This is a genomic window from Pseudomonas oryzae (genome assembly GCF_900104805.1).
Lineage (GTDB): Bacteria > Pseudomonadota > Gammaproteobacteria > Pseudomonadales > Pseudomonadaceae > Geopseudomonas > Geopseudomonas oryzae.
Window position 1 is genome coordinate 664,191 of the sequence record NZ_LT629751.1, and the last position, 22,285, is coordinate 686,475.

A 22,285-nucleotide genomic window follows, 5' to 3' on the forward strand; every position below is an offset into this window, starting at 1 on the left:
GAACCGCCCATGCGCCAAGCCCTCGACAAGCCGCTCCGCAAGCAACTGGAAAACACCGTCATCAAGGCCCGCGAGATCGCCGAGCAGGCCGCCGCCGAGGCCCTGGCCCGCCTCAGCGTCGGCGACGCCAGCGCGGCGAGCTACCTCGACGCCGATCAGCGCGCCCTGCGCAACCGCCTGCGCGCCCACGGCCGCCAGCTTGGCGATCTGCGCAGCAGCAACGGCCAGCAGGAAACCCGCCGCCTGTGCAGCGAAATCGCCTACGAGCACTGGCACCGCATGCTGTTCGCCCGTTTCCTCGAACAGAACCACCTGCTGATGTACGACGAATACACTGCGCTGACCCTCGACGAGTGCCAGGAGCTGGCCGCCGACGAAGGCTGCGCCGACGGCTGGGAGCTGGCCGGCAAGCTGGCCTCGAAGATGCTGCCCCAGGTGTTCCGCGCTGATTCACCGGCGCTGACCGTCACACTGGCCTTCAATCATGTGCGCGAGCTGGAAAAACTCATCGACGCCCTTGATCCGGATACCTTCCAGGCTAGCGACAGCCTCGGCTGGGTCTACCAGTACTGGCAGTCCAAGCAGAAGGACGCGGTCAACGCCGCCGGCGTGAAGATCGGCGCCGACGAACTCTCGCCGGTCACCCAGCTGTTCACCGAGCCGTACATGGTGCAGTTCCTCCTCGACAACAGCCTCGGCGCCTGGTGGGTCACCCATCACCCCGAGCAGCGCCATGTCCTGCCGCTCACCTATTTGCGTACTGCAGGAACTGATTCATTCGCGACCGATGCCGGCGCCGAACTCCCCGCCGCCGGCACCTTCGACGGCTGGCCGGAAAAACTCGCCGACTTCCGCATGCTCGACCCCTGCTGCGGCTCCGGCCACTTCCTGGTCGCCACCCTGCTGATGCTGGTGCCCATGCGCATGGCCGCCGAAGGCCTCAGCGCCAGCGAGGCTATCGACGCCGTGCTGCGCCAGAACCTCCACGGCCTGGAGCTGGACCAGCGCTGCGTCGAACTGGCCGCCTTCGCCGTGGCCCTGGAAGCCTGGCGTTACCCGGCGGCCGGTGGCTACCGCAGCCTGCCGGCGCTGAACATTGCCTGCGTCGGCCAGCGCATCCAGACTCCGCGCGAACAGTGGCTGGCGCTGGCCGGCGACAACCCCGAACTCAAGGCCGGCATGGCCCGCCTGTACGACACCTTCAGCGATGCACCGATCCTCGGCTCGCTGATCGACCCGGCTCGCAGCCTCAAGGGCGACCTGATCACCGCCGACTGGAGCGAGGTGCAGCCGCTGCTGGCCAGGGCGTTGGCGGTGGGCGAGGCAGAGGAAGAAGACCTGCACGAAGCGGCGATCACCGCCCAGGGCCTGGCGCGGGCGGCCGAATTGCTCGGGCAGCGCTATCAGCTGGTGATCACCAACGTGCCCTATCTGGCGCGGGGCAAGCAGTGTGAGACACTCAAGGAGTTCTCTGCCGAATATTACTCTCTGGCCAAGAGCGATCTGGCCAACGTGTTCCTCGAGCGTTGCCTGGAGCTGACCACGGCCAAGGGGGTGGTGCAGATCGTCATGCCGCAGAACTGGCTTTTCCTGACCAGCTACAGGAGGCAGCGTGAGCACCTGCTCAAGACTGTGCGCTGGAGTCTGTTGGCCCGGCTTGGGGAGGGCGGATTCGATAGCCCGCAGGCTGCAGGGGCTTTCATCATTTTGCTGACCCAGACAAATGCAAAGCCTACAGGGGATTTTATGCTGTGCGGGCTAGATGCTAGTGGGGCGCGTACGGCGGATAAGAAAGCTGACACTTTAAAAAGGGGTGAGCTGTTCTTTTTGAGTCAGGTTGGGCAGCTCGATAATCCATCGTCACGGATCTCCTTCAGCGACTTTGATAGTTCCGCAACGTTTAGTTCGATTGCTGATTATCATAATGGAATCCAGACTGGAGACTTTCCACGGTTTGGGCGTTGTGTTTGGGAGGTTTTGCCCGGGGGGAGCATTTGGAGCTTCCAGCAGAGTACCGTTGAGAGCACGCAGCTATATGGTGGTATGTCTTATGTAATGCGGTGGGAGTCCGGTCGAGGTGAGTACTGGGATTTTCTTGTTGAGCGGCTCGGCGAGTCTGGTGTTGTCGCTTGGCGGCGTGGTTTAGATGCCCATGGGCGGAAAGGGATTTGCGTGAGCGGCATGAGAAGCCTGCCAGCAAGCCTTTATACAGGCACTCTGTTTGATAACAATATTACAGTTCTCACTGTTGAGGATGAAAGTTACCTGCCTGCGGCTTGGTGCTATGTATCCAGTGCTGATTATTCAAAAGATGTTCGGGCTCTGAATCAGAAGGTAAGTGTTACTGACTCATCTTTTGTTGATGTCCAATTTGATGCTGATCAGTGGCTATCTATTGCTGCTAAGCGCTACCCCAATGGCCTGCCCAAGCCCTATTCCGACGATCCCACCCAGTGGATCTTCCACGGCCACCCGCAGCCCGCCACCGAGCCGCTGCAGGTCGCCGTCGCCCGCCTGCTCGGCTACCGCTGGCCGGCCGAGTCCGACAGCGAGATGGAGCTGTCCGACCAGGCCCGCGCCTGGATCGCCCGCAGCGCCGGGCTGAATGCGCTGGCCGACGACGACGGTATCGTCTGCCTGCCGCCGGTGCGCGGCGAAAAGGCCGCCGCCGACCGCCTGGAAAACCTGCTGGAAACCGCCTTCGGCAGCGACTGGACGCCCCAGCGCCGTAACCAACTGCTGGAAGAGGTCGGCGCCAGAAGCCTCGACGCCTGGCTGCGCGACAAATTCTTCGAGCAGCATTGCAAGCTGTTCCACCACCGCCCGTTCGTCTGGCACGTCTGGGACGGCCTCAAGGACGGCTTCAGCGCCCTGGTCAACTACCACAAGCTCACTCGCGCCAACCTCGAACGGCTGATCTACACCTACCTCGGCGACTGGATCCGCACCCAGCAGCACGGCGTCGAGCAGAAACTCGACGGCGCCGACATCCGCCTCAGCGCCGCCCAGAACCTCAAGGCCCGCTTGGAACAGATCCTCGCCGGCGAAGCCCCCTACGACATCTTCGTACGCTGGAAACCGCTGGCCGAACAACCCATCGGCTGGGACCCCGACCTCAACGACGGCGTGCGCCTCAACATCCGCCCGTTCATGACCGCCGAAGTCCTGCGCCACAACAGGAAGCCCAAGCTCAACATCGAGTGGAAAAAAGACCGCGGCAACGACGTCCCCAGCGCCCCCTGGTACACCCTGGGCCTGCAATACGGCGAAAAGGAAGGCGCCCGCATCAACGATCACCATCTGAGCCTGGCCGCCAAGAAAGCCGCCCGCACCTGAACACCAGCCCGGCCCGCCCCAGGGCTGGCCGGGCACACCCTGTCAGCGTTGCCAACAAGGAGTAGTTGTCATGAAGCAACAATGGGAAAGGCTCGAAGCCTGGCTCAAGGCCAACAACCCCGCACTACTGGCCGACCTCAACCCCCCCGCCACCGATGCCGAAATCCGTGAACTGGAGCAGAAGCTCGGCGTGACCCTGCCTGCCGATTATGTCGCGTGTCTGAAGGTGCATAACGGGCAGAAGGGCGGGTCCGACTGGTTGTTTTCAGGCTCGGAGTTCCTGTCGTCACGACGCATTCTGGATGAGTGGGCGATCTGGAAAGACCTGCTCGATGGCGGCGACTTCGACGGCGCCGCAGCCGAGTCTGGGGCCGGCATCCAGCCTGTCTGGTGGAGCCCGAAGTGGATTCCGTTCACCTACAACGGTGCGGGTGACCACCTGTGCCTGGATCTTGACCCGGCCACTGGTGGTCGGTCCGGTCAGGTCATCACCCTCTGGCACGATGATGGTGCCCGCAAGAAAAAGGCCGACAGCTTTGCCCAGTGGTTTGCCGAGTTTGTTGACAAGACCGTGTGATTTTTCGAGGCCGTGACCAGGCTCCTCCAGGAGGGAGAAATGGATCAGAGCATTACCGACCTGAAGCAGCAGCGCCTGCAAAAACTCTTTGATGACTGCCAGCAGCAGGTCATATCCCAGATCATCGGCCCCTTCGGCCTGTCGACGGCCATGTTCGAGGATCGGAATGGCGGCAACGTCACGACATTGCACAACTTCTCCCGAGAAGACGCCGATTACATTGCTGAAAAGGATGTATCCAGCCACGAGCAGTCAAGGAAGGATTACGACCGGGAGGAATACAGCGACCCCGCGTTCGCCAAGAAAAGCCAGGAGCATCGGGCCAAGGGCAAGGATGGTTATACCGGCAAGGATGTCGCGCCCGAGGACATGGATCTCGACCATGTGACCTCCCTCAAGACCATCTCGAAGAACAAGAAGGTTCATCTCGCCCTGGAGACCGGCGAGAGCCTCGACCGCGTCAAGGAAATGGCCAACTCGGACGAGAACCTGGTTGCCACCCACAAGTCGATCAACCGCTCCAAGCGTGACGGTAGCCTGGACGAGTTGGCGGAGCGGAAAGGGGAAGAGTATGAACTCGACCCGGAGCTGGTGGCTCAGGCCAAGCAGACGTCGGAGGATCACATTGCCTCCACGGTCGACACGGCGCTGATGAAAAAGCAGGGCATGGAACTGCTGCAGACCGGCGGCAAGCAGGCCGCGATGATGGGGATGCGCCAGGCCTTGGGGTTGCTGCTGACCGAGCTGGTCAACGGCCTGTTCAACGAGTTCAAGGTGCTGATCAAGCAGGGCGTCGAGGCCGGCAAGACCCTGTTCGAGGAAATCCGCCAGCGCCTGGCGCGCGTCATTCAGTCGGTCGTCAAGAAGATCCCCGACGCGGTGGGGCAGATGTTCCAGGGCGGCGTCAGCGGCTTCATGAGCAACCTGCTGACCTTCCTGATCAACAACTTCCTCTCCACCGCCAAGCGCTTCGTCACCGTGATCCGCGAAGGCCTGCTGGGCCTGTTCCGCGCCTTCAAGATGATCTTCTTCCCGCCCAAGCACATGACCGGCGACCAGGCTCTGCAGGAAGGGCTGAAGATCCTGACTACAGTGGTGGTCACCTCGGTCGGCCTGCTGCTCAACGAGACGGTGGCCACCTTCATGGCGACCGTGCCCTTCCTCAAGCCCTTCGCGGACCTGATCACCCCGGTGCTGATCGGCATCATGACCGGCCTGCTGTCGGCCTTTCTCGCCTATCAGATCGATTGCATGTTCGATCGCTACCGGCACTCCTTGAGTGAAAAGTTCATGGACGAGCTGCTGGCCGACGCCAAGCGCCGCGACGAGTTCGCCAATGAGCTGGTCACCCTGTCCGAAACCTCGCTGGGCAATATCGAGAACTACTCGAAATCGATCACTTTGTATCAAAGCATCGGTGTCACCTTAGGATCGGCAGGCCTTGCAGCTAGCGCGACCCTGGCCAGCCTGGAGCAGACCGTTGCCGAAACCGGTGAGCAGGTGGCCAAGAGCTTCGCGATGATCGATTTCATCAACGAAAGCCAGTCGGAAATCGAAGATTTCCTGAAAACCCTTTGAAAGGACAATGGATATGACCGCGTTGAACAAGCAGGAACTGCAAATCGTACAGGCCTTCTCCTCTGTGGATGTTCCAGAAAAGATCATCCGGGAGAGCAACATCAAGGATCTAATCCGGGGCATGACTGCTGAGCAGGACTCGGTTCAGTCCGATGCCCGGCGTCTGGAGCGGCTGCGTCAGGAAAAAAAGGAAGGAAACTTCATTGGCAACTGGTGGAACGATCGGGATGACAAGGTTCAGGATGCCCAGATCGACCTGAACAAATCCATCGGTCGTCTGACCCAGAAATCCTCGCAGCTGCTGATCGTCAACACGGCGATCTCCAAGGTGCTGAACGACCAGCAGCGCATCCTGCTGGATCAGCAGAACATCCTCAAGCAGCAGACGGACACGCTGAAGGAACAGAACAGCAAGATTCTCGAGCAGCAGAAGCTGCTGGAGAAGCAGCAGCAGGATATCAACAAGGCCAACCAGGGGCTGATGGAAGCCAAGGGCATCACCCAGGAGCAGGCGCAGCAACTGGTCGGCTGCGTGAAGTTGGTCAAGGAGGCTGAAAGCCGTATCGGCGCGGCCAACCAGGCCTTGAGGTCGGGTGTGGAGCAACACCTGCACGACTCGGTCGAGCGCTGCCTGGGGCGCCTGAACAATGGCTTTGCCGAGCAGGAACAGCGCCATGCTGATTTTGAGCAGCAAATCATCAGTGCATTTTCGGCTCAATCCCAGCAGGCTCAGGCTGAGCTGGAACACATCTCTGCCGAGAGTGCCCAGCTCAAATCAGCCCTCGAGGAGCAGCTGGCGTCGACCATCGCTGCGCTGGGGCAGCATCGTGAAGCGTTCGAGCAGCAGCTGACCACTGCGTTCTCTACGCAATCGCAACACGCCCAAGCTGAATTGGCACGTTTTGCCAGCGAAACCACCGAGTTCAAGGCCAACATCGGGCAGCAGCTGCAGACGCATATTCAGACCGTTCTGGAGAAAACGGCTGCTCAGGATGCCGCCGCCCAGCAACTGCGCGAAGCCATCTCTGCCCAACTGAAAAAGTTCCAGCAGGACATGGTTTCGGCCGTAGAGCAGAAAGTGCTGGCGCTGCGCGAGACAGTCAAGGGTGTCGAGCAGAAGCAGGAAACCGCCCAGCAGGAGCAGACCCAGGCATTGGAGGCACAGCGCGAGTCGCTGGAGCGTAGTCTTCAGCACTTGGAGGCCGACCTGAGCGGAAAGGCTGAAGCACTGAAGGCCGCCGAGGAACAGCTGGCCTCCCTGCAGGCAGAACAGCAGAAAGGCGCCAGCAGCAATCGTCTGGCCATTGCCGCGGTAGCCACCCTGGCCCTGGCTTCGCTGGGCTGGCAGGTCGCGCAACATTTCGCCCTGGTCTGAGGGGGCGAGAGTCGCCGGAGCTCATAGGCGGGCTCCGGCGATCAGCCGGCTATGATGGTTCCTGTGGCCTATGCGGTGGTTGCTGTCTGCATGGTCCGCCTTGCAGGGCTTGCACGCAATCCCGTGGCGTGGCGAACGCGGTGACGATAGTTGAGGTAAATGGATGACCTGGTATCTGAACTTTATCGACCCCGGCAATGCGGGAGGGAGTGTCACGATTCCCGAGTCGCCGCCCAGGGTGATCGCGCCAATCGTTTATGAATGCCCCCGCTGCAAGGCTCAGTTCGATAGCCCGGATGAGCGGCGGGAGCACTTTTTCGTAGCCCATCCCTTCCGGAAGCCAGCGCTTTTGCTGCAGGGGAGGGAGCTGAGTAGTACGGGGACGGTCGTCACCGAGCCTACCCGGGAAGTCGACTGGTTGTTGGCCAGTTGCAATCGCGTGAGGCTTAACGGCGTGGCTATTCAGCCAGCGGAGCTTTATAGGCAGCTGGCGGAGCTTCGGCAGGGTTTCCATGTGCTGGAGCTGGGCAACCTGGATGCCATGGAGCGCTTCGAGTTGAGCTTCTGCATCCCGGAGCCGGATGAGCTGCGGCGCCTCGAAGATATCTTTGGCATGCTGTTCACCGACAACGAGCTGAGCGTTGATGACATTCGGCGTTTTGCCGAGGCCTGTGCGCCGCTGGCAACGGCCCGAACCTATCTTGAAGGTATTTGCCAGTACCTCTACGGGGTGCTGGCCAAGGATCAGCGTGGCGACACTCAGATTAGTCACGCCCAGTACAAGGAGCGTTTCAATCGAGCGCTGGAGGCCTTGCGCCATGTGAACAGGCCTATGGCCAGTACGATCCGCGCAATCATCAATTTTTCATGCAACAGCTTTGCGCAACCGGCGGGCCAGCAATATGCGCCGGCGCTGGCCTCGGCTGCCGGTCGCTTCGCGACATGGGCCGGAAAGCCACTGACGGAGCTAGTGTCAGCCAATCATGAAGCTCAGGCCCGCCTGCCTATCGACCACGCAACCGACCAGATTTTGCGCTGGATGGAGCTGCCGTACGAGCGGATGGCGGAAGAGCTGGATGACCTGCGCCGGGCCAGTGCAAACGGTCTCTGGACGGCAGAGGATCGTGCCAAGGCAGCAGTGCTCTGGCTGGATCGGGCTTGCGGCCTCAGGTCTGTCGACGAGGTCCGGCCTATGGCACGCAGCCTGTTGAATGATGCGATCTTTGCTGCCTACGCCGAACAGGTGTTGGAGAACATGACACGATGAGTGACGAGAAAAACAAGTCCGGTGGCATTCCGGTTTTCAACCGGTCAACCGGAGCCAGGGATATCCGGCAGCCTGCCAGACGTCAGGAGACGCCGGCTCAGGTGGGGCCGGCGGAGCCAGCAATAGCCACGGCGGAGCCGGAGAGGGAGGACGCTGCTGTCCCTGTGCCGGAAGCGACAGCGTCGGCCTTCAGCGAAGCATCTGCAGAGGGCTCCCCGGATGACCTGGACAAGTCCAAAGCGAAGGACAAAGAGCAGCAGAAGATCGAGAGCCTGGCTGACTTCCTCGCTCATTTTTATGCTGGAAAGACAAAGACCCTGGGTGATGCAACGCTGCGCAAGGTGGTGAAGAACGCGCGCATCGAAGAGATCAAGCGCTACGAACTGCTGGCGCTTGCGGAAGAGAGCGATCCTACCCTGGAAAAAAGCCTCAATCTGATGCTGTTGGCTGCTGACTTGAGCGGGTACCGGAGCATTGAAGACCAGTTGCGCTTCTTTGCCGCCGAGATCGGGCGACGGGTCCAGGGGCAGGGGAAGCTCTCATTGGAGAGCTGGCTGCCGCGGACTTCGGAGGATGGGTTGGGCTTCGAGGCGATGGCTGCCGAAGCCCGTGAGGCGGCTCGGAAGGTCGCCGAGTCCGAGGTCGCCTCTGCTGACAAGAAGAAAGCGCTGAAGCGGCTGGAGTGCGGTTTCTATCTGGCCTGCCAATGGCGCTTCTACCTGGGGGCATCCCCGCGCGAGCTGGTGGGGGTACTGCGCCGACGTTTCTTCGAACCCAATCTGTTTTATCGCGAGCGCGGCGATGGTTTGATTCGCCTGCTTGCCAGTCAGCCGTTCGGCGACGCGCCTGGACTGGCCTGGCTGCTCGACGATCAGGCTCGCCAGGTTCAGCAGGCTGAAGCACGTGCTGATCAGCTGGAGCGCGAGTTGCGCCAGCTGGAGGTAGTGAAAAGCCAGGTTGAGGAAGAGCTCAAGGCGCGTGAAGCTTTGCTGGCCGAGCAGGGTGAGCAGCTGCGCGAGTTGCAGGCGCAGCTGGAGACGGCGAGGGAGCAGTCGCGTATTCAGGGCGTGCATTCAAATGACGATCTGTCGCGTTTGCGCGGACAGGTTTTGCGGCTGTTCGATAGCGAACTGCCCGTACTTCAGGATGTGCTTACCGCACTGGAGCGTGATCCGCCCAAGGTCGGGGTAGCTCGCGAGTATCTGGGCAGTGTGGTCGAGAACCTGAGCAAGGAAATCAGTCGTATCAAGGGATAGTAACGATGGCGATCTACGGTTTTGACTTTGGCACAACCAACAGCCTGATATCGGTCATCGAAGGTGATCGGTGTATTTCGTTTACCGATAGTGGTCTGCCCCATCCTTCGGTGGTGTGCTACGACGGCGATGAAGTGATCGTCGGTCGCAGGGCGCGGGAGCGCTTGGCCAGCGCCGGGCTCGGGGTGATCGGCAATGTGGTGCGCTCGCCGAAAACCTTGTTGGGCAAGCATTCGGTGCATGTCGATGGAGTCAGCCGTAGCCCGCGGCAAATGGTGGCGGATATCGTCCGCTTCGTGACGTCGCACGCCGAAGACGAGCGACAGGCTGATTACAGCCGCGCGGTGGTGACCATTCCGGTCGACATGAATGGCGAGCGCCGGCGAGACCTGCGCGAGGCGTTTCGCCTGGCGGGGGTGACGATCGACCAGTTCGTGCATGAGCCGCTTGCCGCTCTTTACGGGCATTTACGCACGCTGCCCGACTTTGCCAGCGAGATCCGCCGGCTGGATCGCCAGTACATGCTGGTTTTCGACTGGGGCGGCGGTACGCTCGATCTGACGTTGTGCCAACTGGTCGATGGCTATCTGGTGCAGATCGCCAACCACGGCTGCAGCCATCTGGGTGGCGATGTGATCGATGAGTCGATCATGCATGAGGTGGAGCGCCGACACTGTGCAAGGCATGCGCAACTGGAAAGCGTTGGAGTTGCGGCCGATGCCCAGAAGCGGCTGCTGGCTCGTGCCGAGCGGGCCAAGATCGAGTTGTCGATCAAGAGTCAGGCGCAGATCTATGTGCCGAATTACTTCCGTACAGAGGAGGGTGATCCTGACCTTGACTACGTGCTACCGCGTGAGGAGCTCGAGGAGATCGTCAATGCCAAGTTGACGGAAGGCCTGCAGATGATCGCCGCTTTGCTCGCCACGGTGGATTTCGAGCCTGCCGATATCAGCCTGTGCCTGGCCACGGGCGGTATGGTCAACATGCCGTTGATCAAGACTCGCTTGCTGGAAATGTTCGGCCCGCAGCGGCTGTGTGTGTCGGACCGCGGGCAGTTGATCATCTCCGAGGGCGCAGCCTGGATTGCTCATGACCGGGCCAATCTGCTGCTGGCCAAGAACATCGAGCTGGCGCTGGCGCGCGATACCCGACATGTGGCGATCAAGGCGGGTTCGGAGATGCCGCGCGAAGGCTCGATTCAACAGGCCGAGCGGCTCAATCTGTACTGCACCGACCCGAGGGATGGCGTGGCGAAGATCCAGCTGGAAGTCCCCGCTCGCCGGCATGGCCGATACGTGCAGGCCAGTGACGCACGCAACAATCTGGCCAGTCTCAGCGTCAGGGTGGACGGGAAGAGCGCTCGGTTGTTCGAGCGGGTAGAGCTGGATATGCGGGTGGATGAGAACCTCATTCTCAAGGTCGATGCGCGCTCAACCGTTGCCAATGACCATGACGCAACCGAGATTCATAACCTGGAGTTCGGGCTAAGTCTCGGCGGGTCGAGTGGCAAGGGGCAGTACCTGGGAGATGCTTCTGTAAAAAAGCCTAAAGACCGGAGCTCCAGCGACCATCAGGGTGCGGTGTTGCTTCGGTCGAATCTGGCTCTTCGCGAGGACAAGTCCCTGGTGCCTGGGGAGTATCTGCATGAGGTGCAGAAGCAAACACCGTACACGCGAGTCCCTCTCACGCCATTGCAGGATCGGGAAAAGCTCTACTACGCGCCCTGCAGCGGGTGTGGGCGGCGTAGCAATGATCCTCTCTGCAAGTGTGGCAGTGGTGGGACCGGAAATTTCCGTCGGGTGGTTTTCGATTTTTGATTTGGCTCCCGCAGGCTGCGGGACGTGACAGGTGAGCGATTCAGGATGAGCAAGAAGATCAGTGGTGCCGAGTACCCGCTGGCGAAGATTTTCAGTTCCGAGTTCGACTATGTGATCCCACCGTACCAGCGCCCCTATGCCTGGACGCGGGATCAAGCCGGTGAGCTATTCGACGATCTGTACGACTTCTTCGAGAAGGAGGCCGAGGACAGTTACTTCCTCGGTTCCATTGTGCTGATCAAGGACGAGGGCAAGCCGCTGGCCGAGGTGATCGATGGTCAGCAGCGCCTGACTACCTTGACCATCCTGCTGGCGACGTTGACCTCGCGGTTGAGCGGTGACAATCACTCGGCGTTCTACAGCTTCATTCGCGAGCCGGGAAACATTGCCCTGAAGCTCAACCCCAAGCCACGTCTGGCACTGCGCGAGCGGGACAGGGCCTTTTTTTCGGAGTATGTGCAGGGACTCAAGTTCGCGGCTCTGGCCGATATCGACCCTGCTCGGCTGGACAACGAGTCGCAACGCAACATCCAAGGTAATGCCGGCCTGCTGCTGCAGCGCATGGAGCAGCGCTTTGCCGGAGATGAGGCGCGGCTGGTGGAGTTCGGCTCCTTCCTGCTGATGCGCTGCTTCCTGGTGGCGGTGACCACTCCCAGCCAGCAGTCGGCGTTCCGAGTGTTCTCGGTGCTGAACAATCGTGGCCTGGATCTGCTGCCGACCGACATCATCAAGGCCGAGGTGATAGGCAAGCTGCCGGAGGAGCAGCGCGACGATTTCAACGAGCGCTGGGAGGAACTGGAGGTCGCTACCGGCCGCGATGGCTTCACCGAGCTGTTCAGCCATATCCGCATGATTTATGCCCGCTTCAAGGCCCGGCGCATGTTGCTGGAAGAGTTCCGCGAGCATGTGTTGAGTCGGGTCAGCTCGTCGGCGGCACTGATCGATCAGGTGGTGGAGCCTTACGCCAAGGCGTATCTGATTGCCAAGAACGCACAGTACGTTTCCACCAGCAGCGCCGAGAGGATCAATGAGCTGTTCATCTGGTTGAACCGGATCGACAACTCCGACTGGCTGCCGGTGGCGATCGCCTTCCTGGCCCGTAATGGCGGTGATGCGGCGGTGGCACTGGATTTCGTCACTCGTCTGGAGCGTCTGGCGGCCTACCTGCACGTGACTGCGAAGAACGTGAACCAGCGGATCGAGCGTTACGCATTGGTGCTGGAGGATCTCGACAAGGGGATTCTCGACGATCGTATCGAACTGGCGCCGGCCGAGTGCGAGGAGATGCTCCGGGCGTTGAATGGCAACGTCTACGAGATGACGGCGCGCCGGCGCAATTACCTGATTCTACGCCTGGACTCCTTCGTCTCGGCGATGGCGGCCAACTACACGCCGAACGTGCTGACCATCGAGCACGTGCTGCCTCAGACTGTCGATCCGAGCAGCGACTGGGCTTTGACTTGGCCGGATGCTGACGAGCGTGCGCGCTGGCTGCATCGCCTGGCCAACCTGGTGCCGCTGACCCGCGCGCGCAATTCCCGGGCGCTGAACTATGACTTCGACCGGAAGAAGTCGGCGTACTTCGCCGGGAGTAGCGGGGTCACCACCTATGCGCTGACCAGCCAGGTGCTGCATGCGGACAGCTGGACGCCGGAGGTAGTTGCTGCGCGGCAGGAGGCTTTGCTCGAGGTGCTGAGTAGTAGTTGGCGGCTTGATTGATCCCGTGATCAGGCTTGCACTGGCAGGCAAAGCCCATAAGCTTGCCTGTCTGCGCGGTGGTGGCCGCGATTACTTGGCAATTGGAGTGGTTTGATGCGCATCGATACCCTGCAACTGGAGAACTTCCGCGGGCTGCGGCAGGTTGACCTGGTCTTCCCGGGGCAGATGACCTTGCTGGTGGGGGTGAATGGTGTCGGCAAGTCGGCGGTCCTGGATGCCCTGGCCATTTTGTTGTCGGCCTTCGTCAGTCGTCTGCAGGGCAATGCCAACAAGGCCAGGAAATTCAGCCCGGATGATATCCGGGTCGGACAGTCCGGCCTGCGCACCTCCTTGCAGGTCAGCATTGCTGAGCAGACCTTGAGCTGGAGCATGGCTCTGAACCAGCGCGCCGGCCGCGATGCTGGCTACAAGTCGGAGCTGGAAGCGCTCAATGAGCTGACCAAGCCTTGGGCAGAGCAGATTGCTGGCGACCAGGCTCCGTTCAATCTGCCGGTGGCCGTGCATTACGGCGTGCAGCGCGCGGTGGTCGATACGCCGCTGCGTGTGCGTGACAGGCATGTCTATGCGCAGCTGGATGCTTACGATGAGGCGCTGGAAAACACGGCGACGGACTTCCATGCCTTCTTCAAGTGGTTCCGTCAGCGTGAGGATCTGGAAAACGAGCAGATCCGTGATCATGCGGGCTACCGTGATCCGCAGCTAGTGCCGGTGCGGCGTGCCATCGAGCAGTTCATGACCGGTTTCAGCGATCTGCGCGTACGCCGCAATCCGATGCGTCTGACGGTGAAGAAGGATCAGGTCGAGTTCAATTTGCAGCAGCTGTCAGATGGGGAGAAGTGCCTGCTGGCGCTGGTGGCCGATCTGGCGCAGCGTCTGACCCTGGCCAACCCTGGCCTGGCCGACCCGCTGGAGGGGAGTGGTGTGGTGCTGATCGACGAGATCGATCTGCACCTGCATCCGCGCCTGCAGCGGGAGGTGGTCAGCAAGCTGACCGGCATCTTCCCCAACTGCCAGTTCATCGTTTCCACCCATAGCCCGCAGATTCTCAGCCATGTGCCGGATGACAGTGTCTGGCTGCTGCGCCGGGACGAGACTAGCGCGGAGATCGTCTGCAGCCGACCGCCGGTGGGCACCTTTGGCCTCGACTCCAACAGCGTGTTGGAGATCATCATGGATGTGCCAGAGCGCGAGCCGCAGGTGAAGGCTCGCCTGCGCGAGTTGTTCGTGCTTGTCGATGGCAGTCAGCTTGAAGAGGCCAAGGCATTGATCGAGGACATCGAAAAGACATCTGGCGAGCTGGGCGAGTTGGTCAGGGCCAAGGCGCTGATTCGTCGCAAGGAGCTGATCGGTCGATGAGGCGTATCGTCAAGGGGGAGGAGCCACTGGAGCTGCGGGAGTGGAAGGGGATGGCGAGCGAGGAGTGGCAGCCGTCCTTTGCGAATTTGCAGAACCCGCAGAAGTCGGTGCTCAAGCAGGCACTGCTGCGTGAGCAGGGGTATCTGTGCTGCTACTGCAATGGAGTGGTCGAGGATCGTGATAGTCACATCGAGCACTTCCAACCGCAGTCGATGTTCCCCGAGCTGGAGTTGGAGTACGGGAATCTGCATGTTTCCTGCCAGAGCAATCAGGCAAGAGGCCTGGCCTTGCACTGCGGCATGGCCAAGGGGGAGTGGTTCGATCCGCAGCTGACCTTGTCTCCGCTGGCCGAGGATATCGAGCAGCGACTGCGCTACAGCGATGATGGGCATGTTTATCCGGCCGATCCTGGCGATGCAGCCGCTATGGCCAGCATCGGACATCTGGCGCTCGATTGTCCGGTGCTGATCGATAAGCGCGAAAACACCATTCGCGGTGTATTGGACGAGGAGTTCATCGCCAGCGCAGATGCAGAGGATCTAGAGCGCCTGCTGCATGCCTTGCAACTGCCGGATGGCAGGGGCCGTCTCATGCCTTACGTGCTGGCGCTGCGTCAGCAGGTCGAGGGCTTGCTCGGGGCGCAGCGTGGGTAACAGTCACGACGCACGCTAACATGGTCGTTGTTATCGTGCAGAAACAGCGTTATCGAGCGTATTTTCAGAAAAGTCTTTTATTTCAATAGATTATGAGCCTTTGAGTGGGATGCAAGAGCGCATCCTGACTCCAGGTGGTCATCGGCAAGCCCGGCAGATGGATGAGCGTGTGTTATGAAAGTGATTGAGGCCTTGAGCAAAAGCTTGCGGGGTGCTGCGCAGTACAACGCAAGCGCACAGGCCGCCCCTGCGGCGATTCTGTGGCCGGACAAGGAGCGCGAGTGGCTACCAGTATTGGGACAGTTGCAGGCGGTGTTGCCTGAGCTGTTCTGCCTGGGCGACTACGCTCCCGAGCGACGCCAGGGGCCGGCTGTGTGGCTCAAGTGTGTGATTGCCGGAACCTTGCCGGAGATAGTCCTGCCGGAGGGTGTCACGCCGATTCTCTATCTGCCGGGTGTCAGCCGTCAGGATCTGCGGGCGATTGCGTCCTGCCCGATCGAGCTGCAACCGCTGGCCGAGTTGCAGTATCGCGGTACGTTGTGGAGTCAGGTCAACGCCCGTGACTGGACGGCCAATGCCTTTCTGGTAACTGCCAAGGGCGGCCTGGCGCTGGATGTGGCGCAGGATGCGAAGACCCAGCAGGCCTTGTTGCGTGCGCTGGAAGCCATTCTCGACTGCGAGATTAGCCAGCTGCAGGGAAGACGGCTGGAGGCCAGCGATTTCAATCAGTTGCTGACAACCGATCCGGTGCGCGACCTGCTGACCTGGTTGAGCAATGCCAAGGTCGTGCAGGGCGATTGGTTGGGTCCACGCTGGGAGGCCTTCTGTGGTGTCTGCCAGAGCGAGTTCGGCTTCCATCCCGAGCGCGACGGCGAGTTGGTGGCGGCTGAACGTTTGTGCGCGCGTCAGGGAGCATGGACGAAGGTGTGGCAGCGCTTTGTCGAGAATCCACTGCCCTATGCGCGTTTGGGCAAGGTGCTGGCGCTGGTGCAGCCGGATCTTGCCGCGGATGTCGAGGGCTATCCGAGCGTCAATCAGCAGGACGAGGAGCGCCTGGAAAGTGACTTGCAGGCAGGCTGCGCCATGGCGCCGGCGGCTTTGCGCAAGCATCTGCTGGCTCTTGAGGAGCAGCATGGCATCAGGCGCACCTGGATCTGGGCGGAGCTGGGTATGGCTCCTCTGGCCCTGCTGTTGGAGCCTCTGGCGCAGATAGCGCATCTAGCTGGGTCGCCATTGTCCGGTGCTACGGTGGAGGAGATGGCCAGGCATTACCGTGAGCAGTACTGGCAAGTGGATGACGCGGCTTTGCGTGCGTTGGCGCAAGCGCGAGAGGCAAAGATCCAGACGCTGGTTCAGTCGCTGCTCGACACCATCTATACCCCCTGGCTGCACGAGACGGCACTCAACTTCCAGGATCTGGTGCGCAACCAAGGGTATCCGGGCAGCCAAGGTGTCAACGAGGCCGTGAGTGGCTACCAGGCAAGTGGCGAAGTGGTCTTCTTTGTTGATGGCCTGCGCTTTGATATCGCCCAGCGCCTGCTGCAGCGTCTGCAATCCTTCGGTGAGGTGCGCCAGACGTTCAACTGGTCGGCTTTGCCCTCGGTTACTGCAACGGCCAAGGCGGCAGTGATGCCGATTCATGCCCAGGTAACCGGACGTAGCAGCGATGCTGACTTCCAGCCCAGCCTGCTGACAGAAGACAAGCCGCTGTCGAGCCATTATGCCCGCAAGCTGATGGAAGAGGCCGGCTGGCAGGTGCTGGATGCGTCCGAGACGGGGAGTCCCGCGGGCAAGGCCTGGGTGCAGACTGGCGACATTGACGGGGAAGGGCATGCTCGCCAGGTCAAGCTTGCCAGCCGTATCGATGCGTTGCTCGACGAAGTGGCGGCGCGTGTCGAGGAGTTGCTGCAGGCTGGCTGGCGCAAGATACGCCTGGTGACTGATCACGGCTGGCTGCTGACGCCGCAGCCGATGAGCAAGGTGGAGTTGGCCAAGCATCAAACCGACAGCCGCTGGGCTCGTTGTGCCGAGATCAAGGAGAGCGGGCAGGTAGGCCTGCCGACAGTGAACTGGCACTGGAGTCCCGAGGTGACCATAGCGGTTCCTCCTGGTGCCAGCGCGTTCCAGGCTGGAAATCATTATGGCCATGGTGGTTTGAGCCTGCAGGAGTGTCTGACTCCGGTGATCGAGGTGATCAACACGCGCCAATCGCAGAAGGCCTTGACCAAGGTCCGCATCACAAAGTCGCGTTGGGTGGGATTGACCTTCAAGGTCGAGATCGAAAGCGAAGCATCGGGCTTGTCTGCCGACTTGCGTACCAGTCCAGCAGATGCTGATAGTTCGATTGTGCGAGCCAAGCCGTTGAAAGACGGCAAGTGCAGCCTGATGGTGGCGGACGAGGATCTGCAAGGTTCTGCAGCGGTTTTGGTGGTGGTTGATGACGCCGGTGCAGTCTTGGCCAAGCAGGCGACAGTGGTAGGAGAGGATGCGTGATGGAGCTTGATGCCCTGGATGTGAAGGCGGCCGAGGTTCTTGAAGGCTATATCGTGCGCAAGGATCTGGTGCGTACCTTTGCCCGCCAGTTTCCGGTGCCGACCTATGTGGTGGAGTTCATGCTCGGGCGCTATTGCGCCAGTACTGATCCGAACGAGATCGAGGAGGGGATCGAGATTGTCGAGCGCCAGCTTTCGTCGCGCACTGTGCGTGCCGGTGAGGAAGAGCTGTTCAAGGCGCGGGCTTACAAGAATGGCACAGTCAAACTCATCGATCTGGTCAGTGCGCGCTTCAGCCAGAAGGACAATGGCTATCTGGCCACGCTGCCCAGCATCCAGCTCACCAACGTACGCATCGCCGACAGGCTGGTGGACGACAACGAGCGTTTGCTGACCGGGGGCTTCTACGCCGAGGTCACCCTCGAGTACGACGCTGCCATTGCCGAAGAGCGTGGCAATCCGTTTGGCATCCAGGATATCCGTCCGATCCAGCTCTCCAAGCGCGATGTGCTGGACAGCCTGGGAGCAGCTCGCCAGGCCTTCACGACCGAGCAGTGGAAGGACTTTCTGCTGCGCTCGATCGGCCTGGAGCCAGAACGACTGGACAGCCGGGCCAGGGATGCCTTGCTGCTGCGCATGGTTCCCTTCGTCGAGCGCAACTACAACCTGGTCGAGCTGGGGCCGCGCGGTACCGGCAAGAGTCACCTGTTCCAGCAGATCTCCCCCTATGCGCATCTGATTTCCGGCGGCAAGGCGACTATCGCCAAGATGTTCGTCAACAATGCCAGCGGACAGCGCGGCCTGGTCTGCCAGTACGATGTAGTGTGCTTCGACGAGATCAGTGGCATTTCCTTCGACACGAAGGAAGGCATCAACATCATGAAGGGGTACATGGAGTCCGGCGAGTTCAGTCGCGGCAAGGAAAGCATCCGTGCCGATGGCTCGCTGGTGTTCGTGGGCAACTTCGATGTCGATGTCGAGCACCAGCAGCGCGTGGGGCATCTATTCGGGCCGCTGCCGGCCGAGATGCGTGACGACACTGCCTGGATGGATCGCATCCATTGCTATCTGCCGGGCTGGGATGTGCCAAAGATGAATCGCGAACTGACCACCGACCACTTCGGTCTGGTCAGCGATTTCTTCTCCGAGTGCCTGAGCCGTCTGCGTTACCAGAGCCGGGTCAGTGTCCTGCAGAACCGCGTACATCTGGGCGGTGCCCTCAGTGGTCGCGATACCAACGCGGTGAACAAAACTGTGTCCGGCTTGCTCAAGCTGCTGTACCCAGATGCCTCGACTCCGGTCAGCGACGAGGATCTGGAGTGGGCGGTGCGCCTGGCTCTGGAAGTGCGTCGCCGGGTCAAGGAGCAGCAGAAGCGCATCGGCTCAGCCGAGTTCCGCAACACCCACTTCAGCTACTTCATCGGCGACGATGGCGTGGAGAAGTTCGTGGCAACCCCAGAGCTGCGTGCCGACAACGAGATTGGCGATGACCCGCTCGAGCCCGGCCAGATCTGGACGATCAGCGAGGGGGGTAGCGATATCGATGACAACGCTGGCCTATACCGGATCGAGGTCAATGAAGGTCCCGGATCGGGCGTCAAGATCCTCAACAATCCGGCGCCGGCCGCATTCAAGGAGTCGGTCCGTTACGCCGAGCAGAATCTCTATGCCCGCGCCGGCCAGCTGATCGGCGACCGCGACCCGCGGGCCCACGAGTTCACCATTCAGCTGCGCGCCTTTGATGCCGCCAAGCGTGGCTCCAAGCTGGGCGTTGCGGCGCTGATCTCTATGTGCAGTGCGCTGCTGAAAAAGTCGGTGCGCGGAGGGCTGATCGTGGTTGGCGAAATCAACCTGGGTGGCTCCATCGAACCGATCCGCAATCCGGTCAGCATTGCCGAGCTGGCGGTGGAGAAGGGTGCTAGTACGCTGCTGATGCCGGTGACGGCGCGGCGCCAGCTTTATGATCTGTCTGACGAAATGGCAACGAAGATCGATATCCAGTTCTACCAGGATGCAAGGGATGCGTTTTTGAAGGCGATTGTGGAGTGATGACCTTGATCGGTCGTTTTGTGTAGTCAGACAGGGAGAGTTGTGGTGTCTAATAGGAGCAAATATAAGCAAGAACTTCCAGAATGGTTTTCGCGTGATAACTACAACCTTGTTTCAGGGTTTGGTATTTTGGAGTGGCGAAATGAACTTCTGGTTAGGGCAATCATTGCAAAGAGCCTGAGGGCTCCAGGCTTTGAGTTTTTGATGGATTTGGATCTGATTAGATGGGTCCCTGATGACGTGGTCGCTAAATGTCTTGATCATGCGCGGGGATTGGTTACCGGGAAGTTTTCTCCGGTTCCACTTTCAGAAGCCCCCCCTTTTGGGGTTGCCAGGTTCGGGGATCTTCGATTTCAAGCTCTTCAGGATAGGGCTGCAGTTGAGAGTGGTCATGCGGATCAGATTTCAATTGATAGATGGGGGATGACTCGCCCTGGTATTTATCTCGACAAGAATTTTCTGGCTGCCATGAACTCTAATGTTTCTGTGGAGTATGGGGTTGGGGTGAGATTTCCTTATCTTTTGAAGGTTGATCTAGGTGCTCCAGACTCTGTGCTTGAGAAGGCTTTTTCTGACTGGTTGTTGTGTGCTAGGAAATCTCGAAAAAAGGAGCCTGTTGAGGTCGTTAAGTCGAAAAATACTGGAACTAGCATGTATGATTCGTGGCGTATTTGTGGGGTTCTTCCTTATCTTGACTTGCATCTTTGGAGTGTTGAGCATGGTGCTTCAATATCCTCGGGTGTTATGGCGGGGGCGGTTGTTCCTCATAGGAGTTCGGGCTATAGATTTATGATGGAGCGTACTGTCCCGGATGTGAAAAAGCTCATGGCAGGTTTGGAATCTATAGAGATTACCTGCTTTTATGAGCAGAGGGTTTCTGGGTAGGGTAACGGCAAGAGATGAGTGCAACACCTGACCATTCGAGTGCGGTTTTTCCGTATAGATGAACAGCCCAGGCTGCAGACCACAGGCCATCGTCGAGTTTGCCAGGATTGAGGTGCTGCCTGGCATCTGGCCATCTGGGCAGCCAGTATAGGGCGTCGGTAGATGCCGCTCATCGTGAGAGCCTTAAATTATGAAAATTTAATAATTATAGATTTGGCATAAAATATTATAAGGCTGTCAGATACTTTTGTTTCCAGGGGGGCACCACACCGATACCAGGCTGCAGCCGTACTCATGGTTCCGTTGACGTTAGCTGCTCAATGCGCTCTCCCAAGCGCATCCAGGCCTCAGTCATCTCAGCGGTGTAGCTATGCCGCTGATAGGTACGCTTCACTTTGTTTTCCTCGGTGTGGTTCAGGCAGCGCTCGGCAACTTCCGGCAGTACGCCGAGCGCAGTCATCAAGGTGGCTCCGGTTCTGCGCAAGTCATGCGGCGTCCACTTTCCAGCTGGTAGCAACAAAGCTTGGGCCTTGGCGCTGCGTCGGCTCATGGTGCCCTGCTCAGGTGAGCGCTGGCGATCGCCCAGCTGCTTGGTCACGGTCTTCGGACATACTGGCCCGCTGTTGTCAGTATTGGGGTAACACCAGAGGGAGGAGCCGTTGATGTCCTGCATCTTCTTGAATTGCTTGATGGCGAACGGCGACAGCATCACGGTGTGCGATCTGCCGTTTTTGCTGTTCTCGGCAGGGATCAGCCAGGTGCTTTTCTCCCAGTCGATGTGCTCCCAGCGTGCGGCCAGCAGTTCACCGATTCTGCAGCACGTTGAGAGGGCGATCCAGATTGCGGCTTCGGATGTGGCCAGTAGCCCGGCCTCGGGTGCTTTCTGGGCTAGGAGGCGGATCTCGTCATCACTTAGAACACGGTCGCGTTCGACATCTTTGCCGCCGATCTTGGCCTTGCGGATGTTGGCTGTGGGGTCATGCTCAATCAGGTCACGGTCGACAGCAAAGCGAAACATCTGGCGCATCAGGCTGAAGATCAGCTTGGCCATGCGATTGACGCCGCGGGCGAGCAGGGCATCGGTCACTTCGGTGATATGCCCTTTCCTCACGTCAGCAACCGCGAGATGACCAATGAAGGGGAGTACGTCCTTCTGGAACATGCGGCGGACTTCAGCCCCCTTATCCTTACGCTTGATCAGGTCGACCCTGGCCCAGTCATCGAAGAGCTCGCCAACGCTTTTGCGGGCGGCCTGGCGCGCTTGCTCGGCTTCGGCAGCGGCCTTCTCATCTGCCAGTCGCGCCATTTCGGCATCGCGCGCGGCAATACGCGCAGCTTCCTCGGCCTGTAGGTGCTCCCGTAGGTCAGTAATGCCATTCAGATAAAGATCCGTCAGTTCACGTGCCCGCTGACGTGCTGACTTCAAGGTCAGCCCCGTGGTGCCGTCGCGGTCGTAGGCACCGAGTGGGAGTCGAACGCGTTTGCCGGCAGAGTCTGTGTAGCGGTAGTAGAAAAGGCGATCCCCACCGGGAGTGATGCGTGCGATGAAGCGTCCATGCCCTTTGGGTGCTGACTCGTTCAGCCAGATATCCTTTTCCGCGGGCTTGGTGCTCATCTGCCTGTCGGTGATTTCGCCCATAGTTTTCCTCCTCGTGACCGTTTGCCCAATCCCGTGACCGTTTGGTGACCGTTTGAGCGTAGCTTGAGGCGAATCCTAATGGATGCTCGTGGACGATTGAAAGGCTACAGCCCTTTATTTTCAAGGGTTGCAGAGGATTTGATAGAAAGCGGGAGATCGTGGTGGACGGGTAATTACCCTTATGGGGTGCAAGGGGTCGAGTGTTCGAATCACTCCGTCCCGACCAAAATTCCCCAAAAGGCTCAAGCACTCATTGTGTTTGGGCCTTTTTAGTTTCCGGCTGCTG

The 22,285-nt window shown here is 60.0% G+C and carries 14 protein-coding genes and 1 tRNA gene; 14 read left to right on the plus strand and 1 reads right to left on the minus strand.

All coding sequences use genetic code 11. The features are described 5' to 3' along the window. Nucleotides 1–9: 9 nt before the first annotated feature. From BLT78_RS03160 to BLT78_RS21280, 13 genes are all read left to right on the plus strand, one after another. Nucleotides 10–3,336, plus strand: a complete 3,327-nt coding sequence (locus BLT78_RS03160; RefSeq protein WP_090347580.1) for an Eco57I restriction-modification methylase domain-containing protein — start codon at nucleotides 10–12, stop codon at nucleotides 3,334–3,336. A gap of 70 nt (nucleotides 3,337–3,406) precedes the next feature. Further along, nucleotides 3,407–3,913, plus strand: a complete 507-nt coding sequence (locus tag BLT78_RS03165; protein ID WP_090347581.1) for an SMI1/KNR4 family protein — start codon at nucleotides 3,407–3,409, stop codon at nucleotides 3,911–3,913. Between the two features lie 39 nt (nucleotides 3,914–3,952). Further along, nucleotides 3,953–5,491 (plus strand): hypothetical protein, encoded by a 1,539-nt coding sequence (locus BLT78_RS03170; RefSeq protein ID WP_090347582.1) that lies wholly within the window; start codon nucleotides 3,953–3,955, stop codon nucleotides 5,489–5,491. Between the two features lie 13 nt (nucleotides 5,492–5,504). Then, nucleotides 5,505–6,866, plus strand: a complete 1,362-nt coding sequence (locus BLT78_RS03175; RefSeq protein WP_090347583.1) for a coiled-coil domain-containing protein — start codon at nucleotides 5,505–5,507, stop codon at nucleotides 6,864–6,866. 163 nt (nucleotides 6,867–7,029) lie between these two features. After that, the gene (locus BLT78_RS03180; RefSeq protein WP_090347584.1) at nucleotides 7,030–8,133 is read left to right on the plus strand and encodes a hypothetical protein; all 1,104 of its coding nucleotides are present in this window, start codon (nucleotides 7,030–7,032) and stop codon (nucleotides 8,131–8,133) included. Further along, complete coding sequence (locus BLT78_RS03185; RefSeq protein WP_157719471.1) at nucleotides 8,130–9,389, plus strand: efflux RND transporter periplasmic adaptor subunit; 1,260 nt, start codon at nucleotides 8,130–8,132, stop codon at nucleotides 9,387–9,389. The genes BLT78_RS03180 and BLT78_RS03185 overlap by 4 nt, the downstream gene beginning before the upstream one ends. Nucleotides 9,390–9,394: 5 nt before the next feature. Beyond that, complete coding sequence (locus tag BLT78_RS03190) at nucleotides 9,395–11,206, plus strand: Hsp70 family protein (RefSeq protein ID WP_090347586.1); 1,812 nt, start codon at nucleotides 9,395–9,397, stop codon at nucleotides 11,204–11,206. A 45-nt stretch (nucleotides 11,207–11,251) separates the two neighbouring features. Further along, on the plus strand, nucleotides 11,252–12,925 hold the full coding sequence (locus BLT78_RS03195) for a DUF262 domain-containing protein (protein WP_090347587.1): 1,674 nt from the start codon (nucleotides 11,252–11,254) through the stop codon (nucleotides 12,923–12,925). Between the two features lie 93 nt (nucleotides 12,926–13,018). Further along, nucleotides 13,019–14,281 (plus strand): AAA family ATPase, encoded by a 1,263-nt coding sequence (locus BLT78_RS03200; protein WP_090347588.1) that lies wholly within the window; start codon nucleotides 13,019–13,021, stop codon nucleotides 14,279–14,281. After that, nucleotides 14,278–14,934 (plus strand): retron system putative HNH endonuclease, encoded by a 657-nt coding sequence (locus BLT78_RS03205; protein ID WP_090347589.1) that lies wholly within the window; start codon nucleotides 14,278–14,280, stop codon nucleotides 14,932–14,934. Before BLT78_RS03200 ends, BLT78_RS03205 begins: the two co-directional genes overlap by 4 nt. 174 nt (nucleotides 14,935–15,108) lie before the next feature. Further along, on the plus strand, nucleotides 15,109–17,427 hold the full coding sequence (pglZ, locus tag BLT78_RS03210; protein ID WP_090347590.1) for a BREX-1 system phosphatase PglZ type B: 2,319 nt from the start codon (nucleotides 15,109–15,111) through the stop codon (nucleotides 17,425–17,427). Next, nucleotides 17,427–19,475 (plus strand): protease Lon-related BREX system protein BrxL, encoded by a 2,049-nt coding sequence (gene brxL / locus BLT78_RS03215; protein ID WP_090347591.1) that lies wholly within the window; start codon nucleotides 17,427–17,429, stop codon nucleotides 19,473–19,475. Before pglZ ends, brxL begins: the two co-directional genes overlap by 1 nt. A gap of 45 nt (nucleotides 19,476–19,520) precedes the next feature. Then, entirely contained in the window at nucleotides 19,521–20,360 is an 840-nt protein-coding gene (locus tag BLT78_RS21280) for a DUF6387 family protein (RefSeq protein ID WP_157719472.1), read from the plus strand. Between the two features lie 292 nt (nucleotides 20,361–20,652). On the opposite strand, the gene BLT78_RS03225 is transcribed toward BLT78_RS21280, so the two are convergent. Further along, on the minus strand, nucleotides 20,653–21,999 hold the full coding sequence (locus tag BLT78_RS03225; RefSeq protein WP_090347593.1) for a tyrosine-type recombinase/integrase: 1,347 nt from the start codon (nucleotides 21,997–21,999) through the stop codon (nucleotides 20,653–20,655). Nucleotides 22,000–22,148: 149 nt separating this feature from the next. Here BLT78_RS03225 and BLT78_RS21285 point away from each other — a divergent pair. Beyond that, a tRNA-Ser gene (locus BLT78_RS21285) sits at nucleotides 22,149–22,225 on the plus strand. Nucleotides 22,226–22,285: the final 60 nt, after the last annotated feature.